This is a genomic window from Micromonospora matsumotoense (assembly GCF_900091525.1).
Taxonomy (GTDB): Bacteria; Actinomycetota; Actinomycetes; order Mycobacteriales; family Micromonosporaceae; genus Micromonospora; species Micromonospora matsumotoensis.
This window is the reverse complement of sequence record NZ_FMCU01000002.1, coordinates 36,749-59,813: the sequence shown is the minus strand read 5'-3', so window position 1 is coordinate 59,813 and position 23,065 is coordinate 36,749. Positions and strand designations below refer to the sequence as shown.

The window sequence follows — 23,065 nt, the reverse complement described above, 5'->3', positions numbered from 1 at the left end:
GCGCGGTGCCGCCCGGAGGCGGTGAGGAGGGAAGCGGCGTCACGGTTGGTGCGGTCGACGAGGCGGTGGGGTACGGCGGGTCCGGCCGCGCCGGGCGGCGGCGCGCAGCGCGGCGCGGGCCAACTCGGGTCGGTCGGCGGCCCCGTCGAGGCTGGCGGCGAGCGCCCGGACGGTGGGGTGCCGGAACAGGTCGAGCATGGTGATCGACCGGCCGGTCGCGGCGGTGAGCCGGGCGTGCACCGCGGCCAGGGCCAGCGAGTGCCCGCCGATGTCGAAGAAGTTGTCGGCGACCCCGACCCGGTCGCGTTCCAGCACCTCGCGCCAGATGCCGGCGATCAGCTCCTCGGTCTCGGTCAGCTCGTCCGGGCCGGTCGGCACCGGCGCGACCGGGGCGGGTGCGGTGGCGGCCACCGTCATCGCGCCGAGCGCCGCCACCCGCACGGTCGGCCGGGGCAGCGCCACGGCGACCGTGTCGGCCGGGGTGTGCGGGTCGGCGGCGAGCGCGCCGACCAGGTCGGCCAGGTCGGCCAGGAGCGCGTCGATCCGGTCGGCGTCGAACAGGTCCGGGTTGTAGACCACGTCCACCCCGCACCGGCCGTCGCGCTGCACCACGTAGACGGTGACGTCGAACGGGGAACCGGGCTTGGGCACCGGGACCACCTCGCCGGTCAGGCCGGTCAGCGCCAGCCGGGGCGGGGCGAAGTTGAGCACGTTGAACAGCACCTGCACCAGCGGGGCCCGGGAGGTGTCCCGGCCCACCCCGAGGGTCTCGACGAGCTTCTCCAGCGGCGCGCCCGGGTGGGCGGTCGCCTCGTGCAACTCGGCGGCGCACCGGTCGACCAGCTCGCCGAAACCCACCCCGCCGGTCGTGCCGGGCCGGTCGGTGCCGGCGGACCCGTCGGTCGGGCCGGTGCGCAGCCGCACCGGGACGGTGTCGATGAAGAAGCCGACCACGTCGTCGAAGGCGGCCAGCCGGCGGTCGGCGACGATCGCCCCGACCACGTGGTCGGCACCGCCGGTGAGCCGGCGCAGCAACTCACCGAAGCCGGCCAGCAGCACCGCCGCGACGGTGCTGCCCCGCAGCGCGGCCAGTTCGCGTACCGCCCGGTCGGCGCTGGCGGACAGGGTCACCGCCGCCTCCGCACCGGCGTACGTCTGCACCGTCGGACGGGGGCGGTCCCGGGGCAGGTCCAGCACGGTCGGCACGCCCCGCAGATGCTCCGCCCACCAGGTCAGGTCGGTGGGACCCTGACGGTGGTCCCGGGCGGCACGCCACACCGCGTAGTCGGCGTACGAGGCGGTCAGCGCCGGCAGCACCGGCGACCCACCGGCGAGGGCCTGGGCGTATCCGGTGGCCAGGTCGGTGTAGAGGACCGCCTCGGACCAGCCGTCGAAGACCGCGTGGTGCATGGTCATCGCCAGCACGTGCTCGTCGGGGCCGAGCCGGTAGACGGTCACCTGCCAGGGCGGGCCGGTGGCCAGGTCGAAGGCGTGCGCGGCGCCGGCGGCGAGCATCCCGGCCAGCTCGGCCCCGGCGTCGGCGCGACCGGTCAGGTCGATCACCGGCACCGCCACGTCGGTCGGCTCCTCGCAGACCGCGTACGGCACCCCGGCGGTCTGCGGGATGCGCCAGCGCAGCACGTCGTGCCGGGTGGCCACGGCCCGCAGCGCCGCGCCGAGCGCCCCGGTGTCCAGCGGGCCACGCAACCGGTGGGCGACCGCGATGTTGTAGGGCGCGCTGGAGGGGGCGAGCTGGTCGACGAACCACAGCCGCCGCTGCGGCGGGGACAGCGTGGGCGGGTTGCCGACGGTCAGCCCGTCGGCGTCGGCGGGCGCGGCGGCCCGCAGCCGGGCGACCAGCGCGGCCGGGGTGCGCCCGGTCAACACGTCCCGGGTGTCCACCTGCCGGCCCAGTTCGGCGCGGAGCGCGGCGACCAGGCGCATCGCGGCGATGGAGTTGCCACCCGCGGCGAGGAAGTCGGTGTCCGGGGCGGGGACCGCGCCGAGCAGCCGGGCCCAGGCCCGCCGGACCGCCCGCGCGACCGGGTCGACCGGGTCGTCGGTCGGCTCGTCGGCAGGGGCGGCGGCCAGCGCGGCGCCGGCCAGCACGCGCAGCGCCGGCCGGTCCAGCTTGCCGGTGGTGACGCTGACCGGCAGGTCGTCGCGGCGCAGCAGCCGCGCCGGCAGCATCGCGGCGGTCAGCCGCCCCCCGGCGTACGCCCGGACGGTGTCGTCGTCGGGCGCGTCGGCCGGGGTGAGGAAGGCGACCAGGTCGAGTCCGGCCGGTCCGGGCACCGCTTCCACGGCCACCCGGTCCACGCCGGGCACCCCGGCCAGCACGGCCTCCACCTCGCCCAGCTCGATCCGCTGGCCCCGGATCTTGACCTGCCGGTCGGCCCGGCCGAGATAGACGATCCGCCCGTCGTCGGCCTGCCGGACCAGGTCGCCGGTGCGGTAGAGCCGCGCGCCGGGCAGCCCGGAGAACGGGTCCGGGACGAACCGCTCGGCGGTCAGGCCGGGCCGGTTGAGATAGCCGTCGGCCAGCCCCGGCCCGCCGATCAGCAGCTCACCGGTCTGCCCCGGCGGCACCGCCCGCAACGCGTCGTCCACCACGTACGCCCGGTGGTTGGGCAGCGGCAGCCCGATCGGCACCGGGTCGGTGTCGGCGGCGGTCAGCTCGCCGCTGACCGCCAGCACCGTGGTCTCGGTGGGGCCGTAGCCGTTGAGCAGCCGGCGGCCCGGCGCCCAGCGGGCGGCCAGTTCGGCGGGGACCGCCTCGCCGCCGCAGAGCACCGTCCGCCAGCCGGGCATCCGCGCCGGGTCCAGCATGGACAGCACCGTCGGGGTGATGAAACCCCAGTTGACGTCGTGCGCGGTGATGAACCGGGCCAGCCGCTCCGGGTCGGACCGGTCGTCGACGCCGAGCAGTTGCACGCTGCCGCCGAGCAGCAGCGGAACGAACAGGTCGATGGTGGCCGCGTCGAAGCCGAGCGAGGCGATGCCGAGGCTGCGCACCCCGGCGTCGGCGCCGCTGAGCGCCGCGCACCCGGTGACGAACTCGACCACGTTGCGGTGGGTGGTCAGCACCCCCTTGGGCCGCCCGGTGGAGCCGGAGGTGAACAGCACGTACGCCGGGTCGCCGGCCCGGGACGGGCAGGGCGTCAGCGGGGCAGGGCCGGCCGGGCCGACCACCTCCACGCCGGGGGTGTCGGCGAACTCGGCCGCCGCCGCGTCGCCGACGACCAGCGTCACGCCGGCGTCGGCGGCGATCTCCCGCAGCCGCTGCCGGGGACCGCCGGGCTCCAGCGGGACGTAGCAACCACCGGCGAGCAGCACGCCCAGCACGTCGACCACCAGGTCGGGCCGGCGGTGCGCACACACCCCGACCCGGGTCTGCCGGCCCACCCCCCGGGCCCGCAGCGCGGCGGCCAGGCCGGCCGCCCGACCGACCAGGTCCCGGTAGGTGAGCTGGTCGTCCCATTGGCGGACCGCGACCGCGTCCGGACAGCGGGCCGCCCGGTCGGCGATCAGCTCGGCCAGCGTCCCGTCCGGCCAGGGCAACTGCTCCCCGGCGACGGCACTGATGGACAGGATGTCGGTCACTTCGCTCCCCGTACGGTGGTGGGGTCGGCTCCCCGGTGGCTGGCGGGATCGACGCCCCGGTAGGTGGCGGGGTCGGTGATCTGCAGGCGCAGTTCGCTGACGTGGCCCCGGCCCGCCGCGTCGGGCACCCAGGCGTCGGCCGGGGCGGGCAGCAGTTCGGTGACGACCAGCGGGACGTCCGGGCCGGTCCGGGCGGCGGCGTCGACCATGGCGCACAGCGACTGGGCGTACAGCGGGCCGGTCAGGTCGACATAGCAGGGTTTGACCTCGGTGCCGACCTTCACGAACACCCGCTCGGGCAGGTCGTCGGCGGCCCGCCAGCGGCGTACCGCCAGGTAGCGGGTCGACTCGTCGGGGTGCCCGGCCAGGCCGCAGGCCCCCACCGTGGTCCGCCAGGTCCGCCGGGCCACCACCAGCCGGTCGATGGTGATCCGGGGCGTGTGCGGGGCCGGGTCGAGCAGCTTGAAGGCGTCCAGCAGCAGCGCGCCGAGCAACTGGGCGAAGACCTCCACCAACGGCCACCGGACGCCGTCGGGGAGGACCGCGACCAGTTCGTCGCCGTCGTATCCGACGGTGACGGCGGTGGCCGCCACCAGCCGGTCGACGTCCGCCCCCCGCGCGGTGTCGATGCCCAGCTCGCGGTCGGTAGGCCCGGTCAGTCCGTAGGTGGTGCGGGTGGTCCGCCGGGGGAAGCTCTCCGGCCAGAGCACCCGCAGCCGGGCCGGGCCGAGGTCGGTGTCGAGATCCGCCCGCAGCGTCGCCGGGTCGGGGTGGAACATACTGAGCACCGCGCTGTCGAACGCGATCGCGGCCGGGTGCAGCTCACCGAGGACCAGCAGGAACTCCCCCCGGTCCAACGCCTCGGGCGAGGCGGCGGCGATCTGCACGTCGGGGTTGTGCAGCCGGGCCGACGGCCAGCCGGGCCGGTCGGCGGGGAACACGGCGTGCACCTGCCCCGCCAGATCCGCGGCGGACAACCGCAGCTCGACGCAGCCGGCCGGCAGGTCCCGCAGGCCGAACAACCGCGCCCACCGCTCGGTGAGGTCGGCCGCCGCGGTGGCGATCGGCCCGTGCGGGGCGACCAGCGTCCCCTGCGCCAGCGACCAGATGTCGGCCAACCGGACCGGACCGTCCACGGCCAACTCGTCGTGCAGCTCGGACAGCAGGGTGGTGACCCCGGCCCCGATCTCGGCGGTCAGCCAGCGGGCGGCCTGCAACACCACGGCCAGCGGGGCGGCCAGCGCGTCCAGGACCGTCGCGCCGAGGCGGAACTCCAGGTCCCGGGCGGAATCCTCGTAGCAGACGGTGCGGCCCGCGTACATCTGGCCCCGGTGGCGGGTGGCGGGCCGACCGGTGACGGCGGTGAACTCGGCGCTGAGGCCGGCCAGCGCGGTGACGAGCCGGTCCGGGTCACCGGCGGCGGCGGCGACCGTGTCCCGGGCCGCCCGAAGCCGGTCGAACCCGGCGGTGGCCCCGGCCCGGACCGTGTCGTCACCGATCGCGGCGATCCGTTCCGCGAGCACCCGCTCGGCGTCCGGGCTGATCGGCAGGTTGGCACCCCAGGAGAGCTGCCCACGGTCGACCCAGCGGTCCAGCAGCAGGTAGCCGTCGTCGGCGCGGTGCACGAGCCCCTCGGCGTGCAGCCGCCGGGCCAGTTCGACGGCGGGGGTACGCCCGTCGCAGGCGGCCAGCAGCCGGGCCTCGGTGGCGGTCAGTTCGATCGGTGGGTGCAGCGGCCATCGCAGCCGGCGTTCCTCGACGGTGAGGTGCGGTTGCCGCATCGGGGCCCACCACCGACGCACCGCGAGGTCGTCGGCGAGCCGGTCGGCGTACTCGATCAGGGCCCACGCCTCGAAGACCACCTGTCGGCGGGCGACCAGGCCCGCACCGGGCCGGAACTGGACACCCGGGTGGGCGGGATCGAACACGCCCCAGCAGACCGGTCCGAAGAAGCCGATCGTCTCGGCCTTGCCGCAGTACCGCTGCCAGTAGCGCAGCAGGCTCGACTCGCGCTTGCGGCGACGGACGTTGCGGACCGCCGGGTCGGTCCGCAGCAGCCCGTCCAACGCCACCAGCATGTCCGGGTTCTGCCAGGTGACCGCCTCCCGCAGCAGCGGGTCGGCGGCGATCTCCCCGGCGACCACCGAGGACTCCAGGAACGCGACACCGAGGGCCTTGCCGAAGAGGTCCGTCGAGCCCTCCCCCGCGAGCACGGCGTCGGCGGCGGCCGCCACACCGGGAGCGGCGAACCGGTCGAGCCCGGCGGCGGGAAAGCCGGCGCTGCGCAGCACCACGTCCCGCCACACCGACCAGCCGGTGTCGCCCAGGGGGATCAGGTGGCTCATCGGGTGGCCTCCCCGGCCGGAGCGTCCACGATCTGCAACCGCAACTCGCTGAAGTAGCGCTGGCCGGCGGCGTCCGGCACCCACGCCTGGTCGGGGGTGGGCAGCATCTCGCTGATCACCAGGGAGACCCCGTCACCGCCGTCGACCCGGGCGGCCCGGACCATGGCGCAGAGCATGTTCGCGAAGGCGGGGCTGCCCAGGTCGACGAAGCAGGGCTTGGTCTCGGTGCCGAGCTTGACGTAGACCTGCTCCGGCAGGCCGAGCCGCCCCCGCCAGGCCCGGACGGCGAGGTAGCGGTCCCGCTCCCCACGCGCATCGACGAACCCGCACTCACCGACGGTGGTCCGCCAGGTCTCCCGGGCCACCACCAGGTTGTCCAGCACGATCCGGGGCGTGCGGGGCGCGGCGGCGACCAGTTTGAACCCGTCGACGGCGTGCGCGCTGAGCAGCTCGGCGAAGATCTCGACCAGCGGCCACCGTTGCCCGTCGGTGCCGGTCGCGACCAGCTCACCCTGCTCGTCGGTGACGGTGAGATCCACAGTGGGCAGCAGCCGGGCCGGGTCGCCGCCCGGTGCCGGCAGGAACGCCAGGTGCCGGTCCGTCGGCCCGGTCAACGCCTCGGCGGTACGACTGGTGCGGCGCGGCCAGTCGGTCGGGAAGAGCAGCCGGACCCGCCGCGCACCGAGGTCGTCCGCGAGCGCGGCACGCAGCCGGGCCACGTCCGGATGGGCGGGGGTGAACACCGAGCAGTCGAACGACGCCCACCCGGCGTGCAGTTCACCCAGCACGACGGTGTATTCGCCCCGTCGTAGTGCGTCGACATCGGAGGCGCAGATCTGCAGGTCGGGGCTGTGCAGCAGGGCGTTGGACCAGGTCGGTCGCGCGGCGGGGAAGGTCTCGTCGATCCGGCCGGCGAGGTCGGCGACCCGCAGGCGGACCGCACCGGCGTCGGCGGGTCGGGTGTCCAGCCCGAACAGCCCGGCCCAGCGGGCCGCGAACTCGGCGGCCACCGCGTCGACCGGTCGCTCGCCCTCGCCCCAGAACAGACCCTGGACCAGGAACCACAGGTCGGACAGGGCGACCGGCCCGTCGCCGGCCTCGGCGTGCAGCTCCTCGTACAGCGTCCGGAACACCGCACCATAGGCCTGGGCCAGCGCACCGACCAGCCAGCGGGCGGCGCGCAGCAGCACGTCGAGCGGGGCGGCGAGGTCGGCCAGCAGTGGCCCGCCGAAGACCGCGTCGAGATCACGGCTGGTGTCCTCGTAACAGATCGTCCGGCCGGCGTACATCTGCCCCTCGCGGCGGCGGGGGGCGGCCCCGGTCAGCGTGGTGAAGGTGTCGTCCAGCTCGTCGAGGGCGGCCCGCAGCCGGTCCGGGTCGCCGGCCGTCGCGGCGACCGCGTCGCGGGCCGCGCGCAACCGGTCCCAGCCGGCCTGCGCGGCCACCCGTGCCGGTGTGTCGCCGATCGCGTCGATCCGGGCGGTGAGCACCTGCTCGGCGTCGGGGCTGACCGGCAGGGCGGCGTCCCAGGTGAGCAGTTCCCGGGCCACCAGCCGGTCCAGCAGGGCGTAGCCGTCCTCGGGCCGGCGCAGCCCGACGGCCGGGTCGGCCACCAACTCGTGCGCCGGTCGGTGGCCGTCGACGGCGGCGAACAGCGCCGCCTCCACCGGGGACAGCGGCACCGGTGGCCGGCCGGGACGCAGCACCTCCCGCCCCCGGACGCTGAGCTGGGCGCAGAGCCGGGGCGGCCACCAACGGCGCACCGCCAGGTCGGTGCCGATCCGGTCGGCGTAGGCCGACAGGGCCCACGACTCGAACCAGACCCACCGGCGACGGGTCAGGCCGGTGCCGTGGCTGACCTGGGCGACCTCCGGCAGCTCCGGGTCGAGGGTGACCCAGCAGCTCGGCCCGAAGAAGCCGACCGTCTCGTTCTTGCCCGCGTACCGCTGCCAGTACTTGAGCAGGGCCCGCTCCCGGTCCCGGCGGCGCACGTTGCGGGGTGCCTCGCCGCCGCCCCGGGCCAGGCCGTCCAGGGCGACGAGCGCGCCCCGGTTCTGCCAGGTGACGGCCTCGCGCAGCAGCGGGTCGCCGGCCAGCTCGCTGATCCGGTGGGCGGCGGTGCGGACGGCCTCGGCGAACTCCTTGTCGAAGCGGTCCGGGTCACCGCCACCGTCGAGCAGTTCATCGGCCGCGGCGGCGGCCTGCGGCGCGGCGAAGCGGGTCAGCCCGTCGGCGGGGAAACCGGTGCCGCGCAGGATCGCGTCCCCCCACACCGACCAGCCGGTGTCGCCCAGCGGGACCCGGTGGCCGGCCGCCCCCGGCGCCGCTGTCGGCCCGGCCGTCCCCGGGGTGGCACCGGCCACGGCGGCGGTCGGGGCCGGGTCGGCGGTGACCGCCGCCGGGGCCGGGTCGGCCACGGCGGCGGTCGGGGTACCGGCCGGGCCGGCGGCGGTCGGCCCGGTGGCTCCAGAGCCGAGGGCGGCGGTCAGGTCGGTGCGGATCAGGTCCAGCAGTTCGGGCAGCCGGTCGTGCAGGAAGAAGTGCCCACCGTCGAGTTCGTGCAGGACGAAGCCGGCGGCGGTGTGCTCGGCCCAGCCGGCGCTGTACTCTCGGCTGACCGCCCGGTCGTCCCGGCCACCGAACGCGACCACCGGCACCGGCAGCGGCGCCTCGGGGGCGTACCGGTAGCTGTCGACCCGGCCGAAGTCGGCGCGCAGCAACGGCAGCAGCAGCTCCACCAGTTCCGGGTGGTCGAGCAGCCCGGCCGGCAGGCCACCACCGGCCGCGAGCCGGCGCAGCAGTTCCTCGTCGGTCACCTGGGACAGCCCGTCGAAGAGGCTCGCGGCGGTGACGTGCGGGGCGCGGGCACCGCCGACGTAGAGCCGCAGCGGCAGCTCCCGGCCGGTACGGCGCAGCTCCCGGACCACCTCGAAGCCGACCCGTCCCCCCATCGAGTGCCCGTAGATCGCGTACGGGCGGTCGGCCCGGTCGGCGACGACGGCGGCCACCTCCGCGACGGTGAAGGTCGGGTCCTCGCCGATCCGGTTCTCCCGGCCGGGCAGTTGCACCGGCAGCACCTCGACGTCCGGGCCGATCTCCGACTGCCAGCGGCGGAAGGCGCTGGCTCCGCCCCCGGCGTACGGCAGGCAGAACAACTGCACCGGTGCCTGGGGTCGGCTTCCGGGCGAGACGAACCAGTTCACCGTGCGCCTCTCTGCGGTGGGTCGATCCAGTGCCGCCGGCGCTGGAAGGGGTAGCCGGGCAGTCCGGTACGCCGGACGGCGCCCTCCGGGTGCAGCGCGGCCCAGTCGACGTCCCGGCCGGCCACCCAGCCGGCGGCCAGGTCGCGCAGTGCGCCGGGCTCGCCGGCCACGGCGACGCCGGTGGTGAGCAGGTCGTCCAGCCCGGCGATCGCGTCGGCCAGGTCGGACGCGACGACGGCGGCCCGCCGGCCGAAGCAGCGCCGGCCCAGTGCCAGGGTGGCGGCCACCTCGGACAGCTCCGGCCCGGTGCCCGCCAGGTGGGTACGCAGCCGGGTCAGCGCCGCGTGCAGCGCCTGCGGGGTACGCGCCGACACCGGCAGCAGCCAGGACCGGGGTGCCGTCGACCCGACCGGTACGGCCGGGGGTGGCTGTTCCACCACCACGTGCGCGTTGGTGCCGCCGAGGCCGAACGAGCTGACCCCGGCCACCCGGCGGGGCGCGTCCGGCCAGTCCCGGGCCTTGGTCGGCACGTAGAACGGGCCGCCGGCCAGGTCGATCTCCGGGTGCGGGCGGGTGAAGTGCAGGTTCGGCGGGATCACCGCGTGCTGGACGGCGAGCACCGTCTTGATCAGCCCGGCGATGCCGGCCCCGGCGTCCAGGTGACCGATGTTGGTCTTCACCGAGCCGAGCGCGCAGGACTCGGCGGGGGCCGCCCCGCCGTACACCTCGTGCAGGGCGGCGACCTCGATCGCGTCGCCCAGCGGCGTACCGCTGCCATGGGCCTCGATGAAGCGGACCTCGCCGGGGGCGACCTCGGCGGCGGCCAGGGCGTTCGCGACGGCGGCGCTCTGCCCGGCGGGGCCGGGCACCGCGAAGCCGGCCCGGTCGGGGCCGTCATTGGTGACCGCCCAGCCGGGCAGGACGGCATAGATGCGGTCCCCGTCGGCCTGGGCGTCGGCGAGCCGGCGCAGCGCGACCACCCCGACCCCGGAGCCGAACCCGGACCCCTCGGCGGCCTCGTCGAAGGCTCGGCAGCGGCCGTCCGGGGAGGCCAGCCCGCCCGGCGTGGCCCGGTAGCGGGGCCAGGTGACGTTGACTCCGCCGGCAAGGGCGATGTCGCACTGGTAGTCGGCGAGGCTCTGGGCGGCGAGGCAGACCGCGACCAGCGAGCTGGAGCAGGCGCTCTGCACCGCCACCGCCGGCCCGGTCAGTCCGAGCCGGTAGGCGACCTGGCCGGGCAGGTGGTCGGTGGCCTGCCGGCCGATCAGCCGGGCCTCCCAGTCGTCCGGGTCGACGTCGCCGACCACGGCCGGGTTGTCCATCAGGTGGAAGAGGAAGTAGCGGTTGGCGGAGGTGGCCGAGTAGACGCCGACCAGGCCGGGGAAGCGGGTCGGGTCGTGCCCGGCGTCCTCCAGCGCCTCCCACGCGGCCTCCAGGAAGAGCCGGTGCTGGGGGTCGGTCCGGGCCGCCTCCTCGTCGCCCATGGCGAAGAACTCGGCGTCGAAGTCGGTGACCCCGTCGAGCCGGCCGCCGGCCCGCACGTGCCGGGGGTCGGCGCGCAGTCGCGGCCCGATGCCGAGGGCGGCCAGCTCGACCTCGGTGTGGTCGTGCACGGAGTCCACCCCGGCGCAGATGTTCCACCAGAAGGTCGCCGCGTCGGGTGCGCCGGGGAACCGGCCGGCGAGTCCCACCACCACGATCTCGTCGCCGGTGTACTCGCGGGCGGCGACCGGCGGCGTGGCGGGGGTGGGCAGGCTCGGCGCGGGGGCCGGCCCGGTGCGGACCGACGCCCCCGCCGGGTACGGCCCGTCGCCGGCGGGCGGGTGCCCCACGTCGAGGAGGCGGGCCTGCGCGGCGATCGTCGGGTGGGCGAAGAGCCGCACCATGGGCGGCATCACCCCGAACCGCTCGGCGAGGCGCTGCTGGACCTGGCCGAGCAGCAGCGACTGCCCACCGGCGTCGAAGAAGCTCTCCTGCCGCCCGACGGCGGTCCGGCCGAGCACCGCGCACCAGATGTCGTGTACGACCCGCTCGGTGGCGGTGGTCGGCTCCTGCCCGGTGGGGGTCGGGTGGGACGGGTCGGGCAACGCCCGCTCGTCGATCTTGCCGGTGACGGTGAGCGGGAACGCGTCGAGCACCAGCACGGCGCGGGGCAGCGCGTACTCCGGCAGCCGTCGGGCGAGGGCGGCGCGCAGGGCCACCGGGTCGAGGTCGCCGCCGGCCGGCACGGCGTACGCGAGCAGCTCGCCACCCCGGGCGATGGCGCGTACGGCGGCGACGCCGGGCTGGTCGGCGAGGACCGCCTCGACCTCGGTCAGCTCGACCCGGAACCCGCGTACCTTGACCTGGCGGTCGAGCCGGCCGAGGCAGACCAGCTCACCCCCGGGCAGCCGGGCCCCCAGGTCGCCGGTGGCGTACGTGGGCACCCCGTCGGGGTCGACGCCGAACCGGTCGCTCGGCTGGCCCAGATAGCCGGGGGCGAGGTGCCGGCTGCGCACGACGATCTCGCCCGAGTCGGCCAGCCGCAGCGTGTAGCCGGGCAGCGCCGTGCCGATCGGCAGCGGGCCGGCGGCGTCCGGGGCGGCGGTGGCCAGCGGCAGCGCGTACCGGGCGGCGAAGGTCATTTCGGTGGCGCCGTAGCCGTTGACCAGGACGCAGTCCGGGGCGAACCGGTCGCGGCCCCGGGCGGCGTCGGCGTGGGTGGCCTGTTCACCGCCGAGCAGCACCACCCGGACGGTGTCCAGCCGCCGGTCGCCGAGGGTGTCGAGCAGGAACCGGTAGACGGTCGGGGTGGAGTGGTAGACGGTCACCCGGTGCCGGACGAGCCGCTCGACGGCGTACGCCAGACCGTGCCGGCGCAGGTCGATCGGGACGACGGCGGCCCCGGTGAGCAGCGCCGGGTAGAGGTCGGGGATGGCCGCGTCGACGCTGAACGAGGCGAGCAGGCTGAGCCGGTCCGCCGGGCCGATCGCCAGGCTGTGGATCTGGTTGTCGACGACGTGCCGCAGGTTGCGGTGGGTCTGGGCGACGGCCTTGGGCGTGCCGGTGGAGCCTGAGGTGAACAGCACGTACGCGGGACTGTCGGGGTCCACCGGGGTGGGCCGCAGCGGCGCGGTCGCGGTGTCGTCGAGGACCAGCACGCCGGTGCCGGGGCGCTCGGCGCACAGCGTGTCGGCCAGCTCGCGGTGGTCGGCGGTGCAGGCGATGACCCGCACGTCGGCGGCGGCGGTGAGCAGGCGGCGGAGGCGGTCGACCGGAAACCCGGGGTCCAGCGGCACGTAGGCGCCACCGGCGGCGAGGGTGCCGAGGACGGCGGCGACGGTGGCCGCGCCGTGCCCGGTGAGCAGGGCGACCCGGTCACCGGGGCGGACACCGGCGGTGGTGAGCGCGGTGGCGTGCCCGCCGACGGTGGCGGCCAGTGCGGCGTAGCTGACCTCGTGGGTCTCGCCGAGGATCGCCGGTCGGTCGGGACGGGTGGCCGCCACCTCGGCGAACTGTTGGATGATCGTCGGTTGCGCCATGTCAGCGGGCCGGCTCGGCTCCACTGTGGGCAGGCGCGCAGGAATGGTCAATTGTGATCATGATCCCCCCCAGGACTTCACAATGGAAGCAGAATAGGGCTCGATGCCGCCGAGAAAAGATCATCGATCGGAGTCGGACCGAAGGGCCCACCGGACCCTGAAGATCGGATGGCGAAATTCGGCCGATCATCCCCCTAGCGCGAAAAGGAGTTTCATCCTAAGCGCCTACCGACAAGTAATTTTGCGGCAAAAGCCCCTGCAAACCGGCGATTTTCCACCATGGACGGCACCTTAACGGCAGGTCAGGTGGGTTACCGCGGCCGTTCGCCGCCACCATCCTAGGGTCGCCGGCCGACCCCGGGACCGTCGGCCCACCCGGCCCGGCCCGCGCCCCCACCCCGGGCGACGCCTCCCCCGGCGCGACCCTGGGTGCAGGCACCGGCCGGCCGGACCGGTGGCCCGGCCCCCGCCGGCATCACCCGGCACCCGGCAGCCGCGAACACGCCGGCCGCACCCCGGCCACCCGGCACCCACCCGCGCAGGGGCGACGCCCGGCGGTCCCGCCGGATGTCCCCGGCCGGACCGGGCCGGAGGGCGCGCCGGCCGACACCCAGGGTCAACCCGCGTGACACCCAGCGTCACCCGGCTCGACCCGGTGTCAAACCGCCGCTCGCGGGGGCTGACGATGGCCGTCCAGGTCCGTAGCATCTGTCGGGTGCCCGCACCCGTGCGGGCACCCGACAGCCGGCGGCGTGCCCCGTACGCGCGCCGGGTGGCGACGTTTCCGCGACGGCAGAGAGGCCGGCGATGAGTCGAGCAGAGCAGGACACCGCGGCGGGCACCGAGGGCGAGGACTACACCCAGCGGTTGCAGCGCCTCGGTGGCGCGCGCTGGAAGCAGGTGCTCGACGTGCAGGCGCCCTACCGGTGGAACCTCCAGCGGCTCGAGTTGGGCCGTACCCTCGACGTCGGTTGCGGCCTCGGCCGTAACCTGGCCAACCTGGGTGAGGGCGCGGTCGGGGTGGACCACAACCCGACCTCGGTGGCGCACGCCCGGGCCGCCGGCCTGGAGGCGTACACGATCGAGGAGTTCCACCAGTCTCCGCACGCCCGGCCCGGCGCGTTCGACGCGCTGCTCGCCGCCCACCTGCTGGAGCACCTGCCCGCCGAGGCGGCGCTGGAGGTCATCTCCGGCTACCTGCCGTTCCTGCGGTCCGGCGGCACCGCGGTCTTCATCACCCCCCAGGAGCGGGGGTACGCCAGCGATGCGACCCATGTCCGGTTCGTCGGTTTCGACGAGGCGGCACAGGCCGCCCGGGATCTCGGCATGACGGTGGTCAAGCAGTACTCCTTCCCGTTCCCCCGGTCGATGGGCAAGGTCTTCACCTACAACGAGTTCGTCACCGTCGCCCAACTGCCCTGAGCCCCGTCGCGAACCGGTCGCCCCAGCCTCGGGCCGGCCGGTGCCGGCACCGCCCCGGACCCCCGCCCCGCCGCGGGCCGGTCCGGGGTGCCGTACGCCGGCACCGGGGGTGCCGTGGGCGCCGTGTGACACCCGGCCGGCCGGTTACCGTGGCGACATGACCAACCCGACCCGGTGGGCGACCGAGACCGGCCCCGAACACTCGCAGTGGTACATCGACCGGTTCCGGCGGCTCGCCGCCGAGGGTGCCGACCTGGCCGGTGAGGCCCGCCTGGTCGACGCCGTGGTGGCCCCCGGCTCGCGGATCCTGGACGCCGGCTGCGGCACCGGTCGGGTCGGCGCCGCGCTCGCCGCGCGGGGGCACCGGGTGGTCGGGGTCGATGCCGATCCCGCCCTGATCGAGGCGGCCCGTGCCGACCACCCCGGGCCCCGCTGGCTGGTCGCCGACCTCGTCGAGCTGGATCTCGCCGGGGCCGGCGAGGGCGAACCCTTCGACGCCGCCGTGGTCGCCGGCAACGTGATGGCCTTCGTCGCCGCCGGCACCGAACCGACCGTGCTGGCCCGGATCGCCGCCCACCTGCGCCCCGACGGGGTGGTGCTGGTCGGTTTCGGTCTCGACCGGGGCTACCGGCTCGACCACTTCGACGCCGACGTGGCCGCCGCCGGCCTCCGCCTCGACCAGCGCTTCGCCACCTGGGACCTGCGCCCCTGGCGGGACGAGGCCGACTTCGCGGTCAGCCTGCTGCGCCGCCCGGCCGACTGAACCGCCCGGGGTGGGCGGTATCGGTCAGGACGGGGCGGCGACCGCCCGGGCGGCGGCCGGGTCGAGAGGGCTGCCGGCGGGGACCAGACTGACCAGGCCGGCGGGGAGCCGCACCGGGGTCACCCCCTGGTAACCGAGCATGCCGAGCACCTCAGCGTCGGCGAGCACGTACCGGCGGCCCAGGTCGGTGACCACGGAGACCGCACCGCCGTCGGCGCCCGGCGCGGCCACCGACTCGACCACCGCGCCCCGCCCCGGCTCGACCAGCACCTGGTCCACGCGTACCCCGCCCGAGCCGTCGGGGGTGCGGGCGGCGGCCGAGAGATCCGGCACGGTCGTGCCGATCCGGACGTCGCGGACCGTGCCGTCGGCCCCGACCCGGGCACAGAGCGCGCCGCCGTCGACGCCGGCCAGGCGCGGTGGGGCCGGCGGCGGCGCGGTCGGGCCGGCCGGCACCAGATCGGGCAGTTTGGGTAGCGCGGCGAACCGGCCCAGGGTGATCGGTGCCGGCTCGCCCTGACCGGTGCGGGCCATCAGCAGGGCCGCCTGGAGTTCGGTGATGCCGGCCAGGCCGTCCCGCTCGGCGACCGCGTACTGCCGGCCACCGCCGGAGTTGCGCACCAGGTAGACATCACCGACCGCGGCACCGGCGACCTCGGCGGAAGGCTCGCCGAGACCGGCCAGCGCGGGCGGGGCCAGGTCGACACCCGCCGGCAGGGCGTTGAGCAACGCCGGGGCGGCAGGGACCGCGCGTTCCCGGGTGGCGGCCAGCGCCGCGAGCACGCGGGCGGCGTCCCGCAGCAGGTGCCGGCGCTGGTGCCAGATCAGGTGCAGGGTGCCGTCCGGGTGCCGCACCAGGACCGCCTCCTCGGTGAGTCGCCGCCCGCCGGTCGCCTCCCGTCCGATCAGCAGCGCCGAACGCGGGGTGGCCCGCACGGCCTCGGCCGGCTCCAGCGAACAGACCGTCCACGGGGCGGTGGAGAGCCGACCGGAGGCCGGCAGCGAGTCCGGCGCGTCGGCGATGCCCAGCGGCAGTCCACGCGGCACCCCCTCGATGGACCGGCGCGACACCAGCACGGTGTGCGACCGGTCCGCCCCGACGATCAGCAGCGCGGAGGCATAGTTGAGCACCGGGTGCAACCGGCCGTCGCGGTAGACGAACCGGGCCCCGGACTCCTTCTCCACGATCACCGCACCGGCATCGCGCCACTTCGACCCGCCACCGGCGAACAGGCCGTAGAGGGCGAAGCCACCCAGCCCGATCGCCGCGACCAGGACACTGGCCAACCCGGCCCCGGCCAGCCGACGAAACGGCGAACGCGCCGGGTCGGTCTCCCGCATGACCAGGGCGGCAACGGCCCGTTGCACGGTGAACTGGTAGGAGTGGAGCTGGTCCTGCCGCGACGGCATGGCGTCCCTTCCGCGAGTCTTCGGCGGACAGGATATGCGCTGCGTCGATGTCCCGTTGACCCTCCGTCGCGGCCCGGTGGCGTCCGCGGAGTCCACCACGGTGCGCCGGCCGGGGACGGGTCCGGGCCCGACGGTGCGGGCGCGCGGGCCGATACCGATCCGAACCGGTCGCCCCGGTACCATCCCGGCACGACGACGGTGGAAGGGTGGCCAGGTGGGCGTGCGATTCGAGGAACTGGCCTGGCGGGAGACCCCGATCGGCGCCATCAGTCTGCGCCGGCGACGGGACCCCGCCCTCGACGTCGACGTGTACGAGGTGAAGCTCGACGACGAGTACCTGATGTCCAGCCTCTTCCCGGTCGCCGAGATCGAACTGGCCCGGCTGGGCCTGGCCCCGCTGGGTGACGAGCCGCTCGACGTGGTGGTCGGCGGTCTCGGCCTCGGCTACACCGCCCGTACCGCCCTGGAGGACACCCGGGTGCGCTCGGTGCTGGTGGTGGAGACGATCGAGGACGTCATCGACTGGCACCGCCGCCAACTGCTCCCCTTCGCCGCCGGCCTCGCCCCGGACCCGCGGACCCGGTTCGTCCGGGCGGACTTCTTCGCCGCCGTCGCCGACGGCAGCGGCTTCGACCCGGACCGGCCGGGCCGCCGCTTCCACGCGGTGCTGCTCGACGTCGACCACTCCCCCCGCAACGTGCTGCACCCCAGCCACGCCGCCTTCTACACCACCGAGGGCCTGCGCCGGCTGGCCGACCTGCTGCTGCCCGACGGGGTGTTCGCGCTCTGGTCGGACGACCCGCCGGACGACGCGTTCGGCGGAGTCCTCGCCGAGGTGTTCCCGACCTGGCAGGCGCACGTCGTCCCGTTCGCCAACCCGCTGACCGGCGGGCAGTCCGCCAACACCGTCTACGTCGCCCGACGCTGACCGCTCCTGCCCGCCCGGCACCACCGGGCGGGCAGGTACGACGCGCTGCCGGTCGAGGGGTACGGCGGCCGGAAACGGGAATGCCGCCCGGTCAGTGCTGTCGAAGGAGGTGGGACATGCGGGCCATGCTCTTCGTCGTCGGTGTCGTCGGCGGCGCGCTCATTCTGCTCGGGCTGCTCCTGGAGGCGGTCCGCTGGCTGGCCATCATCGGTCTCGTCGCACTGCTGGTGGTGATCGTGCTGGCGTTCCTGCGGGGACGGCAGTCGGTGCACCGGCACTCCGCGGGCCGCCGCTAGCCGGTACCGGTAGCCGCGTCACGGACCCGGGTCCCTTCGTACGGGACCCGGGTCCCGCCGTCTCCTCGGCATCGGCCCACGCGCGCCGCCACGACGGCCGGGTCACCCCGGTGCGCTGGACCGGCTGCTGACCGTCACGGACATCGCCGGCGGCCCTGCGGCGGCGGCTCAGACGCCAGGGGCGGCCGGCTCAGTGTGCCCCGCCGAGGTTGAGCACCACCACTCCCCCGATGATCAGGCCCACCCCGACCACCTTCGACACGCTCAACGGCTCGCCGAGGAAGGCCGCCCCGATCGCGACGATCGCGGCGGTGCCGAGCCCGGACCACATGGCGTACGCCACCCCGACCGGGATGTCCCGGACGGCGAGCGCGAGCATGCCGAAGGCCAGCAGGTAGGCGACGGCCAGACCGGCCGTGGGCCAGAGCCGGGTGAACCCCTCGGTCGCCTTGAGCAGGCTGGTGCCGGCCACCTCGGCGCTGATCGCGATCAGCAGGAACACGTAGGCCATCTCACTCCCTCCGCTGCGTACCCCATGATCCCGCACCGGCGAGGCGGCCCGGTGGCGGCCGGCGCGGGGCCGACCGGCGACCGGCCGGTCGTGTATCGGACACTTCGTAACCCGGCCCCCGCCTCGACCGTCATACCGGCGTCACCGTCGTCCGGGTCACCCCGGTCGACCGCACCGGGACCCCGGCCGTCGCCGGCCCGAACCGCGCCGGAGCGGGACCGGGCGGGTGCCGGGACCACCACGTCCGATGGGAGCCACCATGATCCGTCAACGAGTGTTCGCCGGAGCCGCCGTCGGCCTGCTCACCGCCGCCCTGGGCCTGCCCGGGACGGCGGTGTCCGGCCCCCGCCGCGACAGCCTGCGGTACTGCGGGCTGCACCCACTGCCGCTGCCGGCCGGGGTGACGCACGGCGAGGCCCAGGCGGTGGACCCGACCGGCCGGTTCATCGCCGGCATCGGCACCCGGATCACCGACGGGGTGTGGGAGCAGGTGCTGCTGCTCTGGCACGGCAGCCGGGTCACCGCCGTGGACACCCCGCTGGCCGGGGAGGTCACCGGGATCAACCCGGCCGGCGTGGTGATCGGCAACGGGTCCAGCTCCGCGACGTACCGCCCCTGGCGTTACCGGGACGGTCAGCTCACCGAACTACCCGTCCCGGGGACCGTCTCGAACGTCTGGGCCATGGGGATCAACGCGCACGGCGACATCGTGGGACGCGGCTCGGTGGAGGCCACCGAGAGCCAACTCCCGCTGCGGTGGCCGGCGGACCGGCCGGGCACGGTCGAGACGGTCGCGCCGCTGACCGACGGGGTCGCCAACGCGGTCCTGGACGACGGCAGCATCGTCGGCACCTCCGTCGGGCCGGGCGGCCCGCCGAGCTACGCGGGCTGGGTACGTCGCCCCGACGGCGGCATCCGCTGGCTCAGCGTGCCCGGCAAGCCCCGCGCCTGGGCGGCCACGGGCCGGGGTGACTGGGCCGCCGGTGGGGTGGACGACACCCCGGAGGACGGCGACGGGACCCCACAGCGGTGGAACCTGCGCACCGGGGCGGCGACGCCGGTCCACCCGGCGGTGGGGTGGCGGATATACGGCGTGACGGCCAGCGGTGTGGTGCTCGGCGAGTCGGCGGTGGGGCACGGTGACCGGGTGACGCCGCTGCCGGGGGTGACCGACGAGATCCGCTTCGTCCGGGCGAGCGCGATCGCGGACGACGGCACGGTGGTCGGTTGGACCGTCGGCGACCGGCTCACCCCGGTGCGCTGGACCGGCTGCTGACGGGCCACGCGGAGGGCCCGGCCCGCGTCCCGGCCGGGCGGCGGAGCTGGCCGGCCGGGACGACGGGGACGGCTGACGGTCCGGCCGCCCGGCGTCGGCGTCGGCTCGACCCGTCCGGCGGGGCTCCACCAGCGGCCGGCGGTGGACACCGCGACCGCCGTGGGGCCGCCGCCTCCGGCGTCAGACTCCGGAGGCGGCGAGGGCGCGCGACGGCCGCTCGTCGGTGCCGGGTCGGGCCACCGCCCGGTTGGGCAGGGAGAGCCGGATGACCTTCCACCAGGCGGAGGCGACCTGCTTGGGCAGCGGGCCGGTGGTGTAGGACAGCCCGTACCTGTCGAACAGCGCCCGCACCTGCGGGGCGATTTCCTGGTAGCGCTTGCTGGGCAGGTCGGGGAAGAGGTGGTGCTCGATCTGGAAGGACAGGTTGCCGGTCATGATGTGCATCAGCCGGCTGCCGCTGATGTTGGCCGAGCCGAGCATCTGCCGCAGGTACCACTCGCCCCGGGTCTCCCCCTCGATCGACGTCTTCGAGAACGTCTCCACCCCGTTGGGGAAGTGTCCGCACATGATCACCGAGTGGCTCCACACGTTGCGGATCAGGTTCGCGGTGAAGGTGGCGGCCAGGGTACTGAGGAAGGACGGGCCGGACAGCAGCGGGTGGATGACGTAGTCCTTGAGCACCTGGCGGCGGATCTTGCGGCCGACCCCGCGCAGCCGGGCCCGGAACTCGGGGGTCTTGTGCCGGCCCTTGCGCAGATTGCGGCCCAGCTCCAGGTCGTACGCGGCGATGCCGTACTCGAAGAAGCAGGCGTTGACGAAGTTCCAGAGCGGCTGGCCGAGGTGCAGCGGGTACCACTTCTGGTCCTCGTCGACCCGCATGATGCCGTACCCGAGGTCGTTGTCCTTGCCCAGCACGTTGGTGTACGTGTGGTGCAGCTGGTTGTGCGAGTGCTTCCACTGCTCGGCCGGCGAGACGTGGTCCCACTCCCAGGTGGTGGAGTGGATCTTCGGGTCGCGCATGAAGTCGTACTGGCCGTGCAGGATGTTGTGGCCGATCTCCATGTTCTCCAGGATCTTGGCCACCGCCAGGCCGGCGGTGCCGACCACCCAGGCCGGCGGGAAGAGCGAGAAGAGCAGCACCGCACGGCTGCTCATCTCCAGCGTCCGCTGGGTCTTGATCACCTTGCGGATGTAGGCCGCGTCGCTCTCGCCACGCTCGGCGAGCACCCGGTCCCGGATGGCGTCGAGCTCCTTGCCGAGGATCTCGATGTCCTCGGCGCTCAGGTGGGCGATCGGGTTGACGGGCTTGTGCTGGATGACGGTCACGTCCGGCCTCCTGGTCAGAGATCGATGTCGCAGGTACCGGCCGCCGCCGACACGCAGGTCTGGATGAGCACACCGTCGCCGGGGAGCGCGGTGGTGAGGGTCCCGTCGCGCAGGTCCCGCACCGCGCCCTGGCGCAGCGGCAGGACGCAGCCGTAGCAGATACCCATCCGGCAGCCGGACGGCATCAGCGCCCCGGCGGCCTCACCGGCGTCGAGGATGGGGGTGCCGCCGTCGGCGGCGAGGGTGAGACCCGCCCGGGTGAAGGTGACGGTGCCGCCCTCACCGGGGGCGATGACCGTCGGCCGGAACCGCTCGGTGTGCAGCCGGTCGGCGACGCCGGCCGCCGCCCAGTGCTCCTGCACCGCGTCGAGCATGCCGACCGGGCCGCACGCCCAGGTCTGCCGGTCGAGATGGTCGGGCACCAGGTCGGCCAGCTCGTCGACGCCGAGCAGGCCGTGCCGGTCGGTGTGCCGCTCGACCAGCCGGATGTCGCCCTGCGCGGCCAGCGCGCGCAACTGCGCGCCGAACACCACGTCGTCCGGGGTCGGCGCGGAGTGCACCACCACCACGTCGGCCCGGGTGGCCGCGCCGGAGCGCAACATGCCCATCACCGGGGTGATGCCGCTGCCGGCGGTGAGGAACAGCACCCGGGCCGGGACCGGATCGGGCAGGACGAAGTCACCGAGCGCCTGATCGAGCTGGACGATGGTGCCCACCCGGGTCCGGTGGACCAGGTGGTTGCTGACCCGGCCGTCCGGGATGGCCTTGACGGTGACGCTGATCCGACCGTCGGGACGACCGGGGGCGGAGGTCACCGAGTAGGCCCGCCACTGCCGTACCCCGTCGACGTCGATGCCGAGGCGGACGTACTGACCGGGGCGGTGGCCGCGCCAGGCGCGGCCGGGTTGGATGGTCAGGGTGGCCGCGTCCCGGGTCTCCGGGTCGACGGCGACGATCCGCCCGCGCAGGGCGGCCCCGGCACGCAACGGCGCGACCAGGTCGAGGTAGTCCTCCGGCAGCAGCGGGGTGGTGACCGTCTCGGCCAGCCGCAGGAGCCGGTCCCGGACGGACGTCTTCGCCGCAGGACGCGGGACGGTGGTGGTCATGACTCCCAGAGTGCTCACTTTTCCGCATAACATCTTGACCCAGGAAGGTGAATCGGACCCGGTAACTTGTGCGGAGGGAACAACATGTCGGAATCAGGGGCAGCTGGTCACCTCGGCGGCCGACTGGAACTCGACACCCAGGTGGCCGAGCGGTTACGCGGACGACTGCCGCTGGTGGCCGCGCACACCGTCACCACCATCACCGCCGAGGTGCCCGCCTACTCCGGCACCCTCACCGGCCAGATGCGCGAGAAGATCGAGAACGCGGTACGGATCGCGTTGGGCACCTTCCTCCAGCTCATCGAGCGGTCGGGGGTGGCCGACCCGAACACCCCGCTGAGCCGGGGGCTGGAGGCCGCGTACGCGCTGGGCGCCGGGGAGGCACGGGCCGGTCGGAGCATGGACGCGCTGCTGGCCGCGTACCGGGTGGGGGCCCGGGTGGCCTGGCGGGAGGTGTCCACCACCACCGTGCGCAGCGGGCTGTCCGCCGAGACGGTCGCCGAGTTCGCCGAGCTGATGTTCGCCTACATCGACGAACTCTCCGCCGCCAGCGTCGCCGGCCACTCCGACGAACTGGCCAACGTCGGCCGGGCCCGGCGGCGCGACCTGGACCGGCTCACCCAGCACCTGCTCGCCGGAGAGCCGGAGGAGGTGCTGCGGCGCAGCGCCGAACGGGCCGAGTGGTCGCCGCCGCAGACCCTGACCGTGGTGGTGCTGCCGCGCAGCAGCCTGCGCGCCGTGCTCGCCGTACTCCCCCCGCAGACCCTGGAGAGCGGCGAGGAGCTGCCCGGGGCGCAGTGGACCGAGGAGGCGGCGCTGCTGCTCGTGCCGGACATGCACGGGAGCCGACGTCGGCGGCTGAGCACCATGCTGCACGGGCACCGCGCGGTGCTCGGGCCGGACCGCCCCTGGGTCGCGGTGGGCCGGTCGTACCAGCGGGTGTTGAAGGCGCTCGTCCTCGGCGTGCCGCAACCACCGGACGGCACCGCGCTGGACACCGAGCAGCACCTCGCCCGGCTGGTGCTGCACACCGACCCGGAGGCGCTGGCCGACCTGCGCGCCCAGGTGCTCGCACCACTGGCCGGGCTCTCGCCGGCCACCGCCGCGCGGTTGGCCGAGACGATGCGCTCCTGGCTGCTGCACCAGGGCCGCCGCGACGACGTCGCCGCCGACCTCTTCGTGCATCCGCAGACGGTCCGCTACCGGATGGGTCGGCTGCGCGAGTTGTACGGCGACCGGCTACACGAGCCCGGCACGGTGCTCGACCTGACCGTGGCGCTGGCGTTCCCGCCCGCCGGGGACACCGGGCCCGCCGGTTCCTGAGTCGGCGCGCTGTCCACGCCCCCGCCGTCCCG

Annotated in this window: 14 protein-coding genes; 6 read left to right on the top strand and 8 right to left on the bottom strand. The window is 75.2% G+C overall.

The window, feature by feature from the left end; all coding sequences use genetic code 11:
* Positions 1-39: 39 nt before the first annotated feature.
* From GA0070216_RS03960 to GA0070216_RS03945, 4 genes are read right to left on the bottom strand one after another with little or no spacing between them, the layout of a single operon-like run.
* A complete protein-coding gene (locus GA0070216_RS03960) occupies positions 40-3,603 on the bottom strand; it encodes a non-ribosomal peptide synthetase (protein ID WP_091239131.1) in 3,564 nt (1,187 codons plus the stop codon).
* On the bottom strand, positions 3,600-5,948 hold the full coding sequence (locus tag GA0070216_RS03955; protein ID WP_091239127.1) for a lantibiotic dehydratase: 2,349 nt from the start codon (positions 5,946-5,948) through the stop codon (positions 3,600-3,602). Before GA0070216_RS03955 ends, GA0070216_RS03960 begins: the two co-directional genes overlap by 4 nt.
* Positions 5,945-9,151 carry a thioesterase domain-containing protein gene (locus tag GA0070216_RS03950; RefSeq protein WP_091239124.1) on the bottom strand — a complete coding sequence of 1,069 codons (3,207 nt, stop codon included), beginning with the start codon at positions 9,149-9,151 and terminating at the stop codon, positions 5,945-5,947. Before GA0070216_RS03950 ends, GA0070216_RS03955 begins: the two co-directional genes overlap by 4 nt.
* The gene (locus GA0070216_RS03945; protein WP_245722290.1) at positions 9,148-12,723 is read right to left on the bottom strand and encodes an AMP-binding protein; all 3,576 of its coding nucleotides are present in this window, start codon (positions 12,721-12,723) and stop codon (positions 9,148-9,150) included. Before GA0070216_RS03945 ends, GA0070216_RS03950 begins: the two co-directional genes overlap by 4 nt.
* Before the next feature lie 756 nt (positions 12,724-13,479).
* Here GA0070216_RS03945 and GA0070216_RS03935 point away from each other — a divergent pair.
* Both GA0070216_RS03935 and GA0070216_RS03930 read left to right on the top strand, forming a co-directional pair.
* A complete protein-coding gene (locus tag GA0070216_RS03935; RefSeq protein WP_091239114.1) occupies positions 13,480-14,094 on the top strand; it encodes a methyltransferase domain-containing protein in 615 nt (204 codons plus the stop codon).
* A gap of 157 nt (positions 14,095-14,251) precedes the next feature.
* On the top strand, positions 14,252-14,857 hold the full coding sequence (locus tag GA0070216_RS03930) for a class I SAM-dependent methyltransferase (protein WP_091240740.1): 606 nt from the start codon (positions 14,252-14,254) through the stop codon (positions 14,855-14,857).
* A gap of 24 nt (positions 14,858-14,881) precedes the next feature.
* Here GA0070216_RS03930 and eccB read toward each other — a convergent pair whose 3' ends face one another.
* The gene (eccB, locus tag GA0070216_RS03925) at positions 14,882-16,267 is read right to left on the bottom strand and encodes a type VII secretion protein EccB (RefSeq protein ID WP_091239110.1); all 1,386 of its coding nucleotides are present in this window, start codon (positions 16,265-16,267) and stop codon (positions 14,882-14,884) included.
* 214 nt (positions 16,268-16,481) lie between these two features.
* Here eccB and GA0070216_RS03920 point away from each other — a divergent pair, with 214 nt between their 5' ends.
* A complete protein-coding gene (locus GA0070216_RS03920) occupies positions 16,482-17,195 on the top strand; it encodes a polyamine aminopropyltransferase (RefSeq protein ID WP_091239106.1) in 714 nt (237 codons plus the stop codon).
* Between the two features lie 116 nt (positions 17,196-17,311).
* Positions 17,312-17,491, top strand: coding sequence for a hypothetical protein (locus GA0070216_RS03915; RefSeq protein WP_091239102.1), 180 nt, complete (start codon positions 17,312-17,314; stop codon positions 17,489-17,491).
* 190 nt (positions 17,492-17,681) lie between these two features.
* Here GA0070216_RS03915 and GA0070216_RS03910 read toward each other — a convergent pair whose 3' ends face one another.
* Positions 17,682-18,002, bottom strand: coding sequence for a DMT family transporter (locus tag GA0070216_RS03910; protein WP_091239099.1), 321 nt, complete (start codon positions 18,000-18,002; stop codon positions 17,682-17,684).
* 259 nt (positions 18,003-18,261) lie between these two features.
* Between GA0070216_RS03910 and GA0070216_RS03905 the strand changes: the two genes are divergently transcribed.
* Positions 18,262-19,278: a hypothetical protein gene (locus tag GA0070216_RS03905; RefSeq protein WP_141723005.1), complete on the top strand. Its 1,017-nt coding sequence runs from the start codon at positions 18,262-18,264 to the stop codon at positions 19,276-19,278.
* Between the two features lie 180 nt (positions 19,279-19,458).
* Here GA0070216_RS03905 and GA0070216_RS03900 read toward each other — a convergent pair whose 3' ends face one another.
* Complete coding sequence (locus tag GA0070216_RS03900) at positions 19,459-20,604, bottom strand: fatty acid desaturase family protein (protein WP_091239094.1); 1,146 nt, start codon at positions 20,602-20,604, stop codon at positions 19,459-19,461.
* A gap of 14 nt (positions 20,605-20,618) precedes the next feature.
* Complete coding sequence (locus GA0070216_RS03895) at positions 20,619-21,710, bottom strand: ferredoxin reductase (protein WP_091239090.1); 1,092 nt, start codon at positions 21,708-21,710, stop codon at positions 20,619-20,621.
* 84 nt (positions 21,711-21,794) lie between these two features.
* On the opposite strand from GA0070216_RS03895, the gene GA0070216_RS03890 reads away from it, so the two are divergent.
* Entirely contained in the window at positions 21,795-23,033 is a 1,239-nt protein-coding gene (locus tag GA0070216_RS03890) for a PucR family transcriptional regulator (RefSeq protein ID WP_091239087.1), read from the top strand.
* The last annotated feature ends 32 nt before the right edge of the window (positions 23,034-23,065 follow it).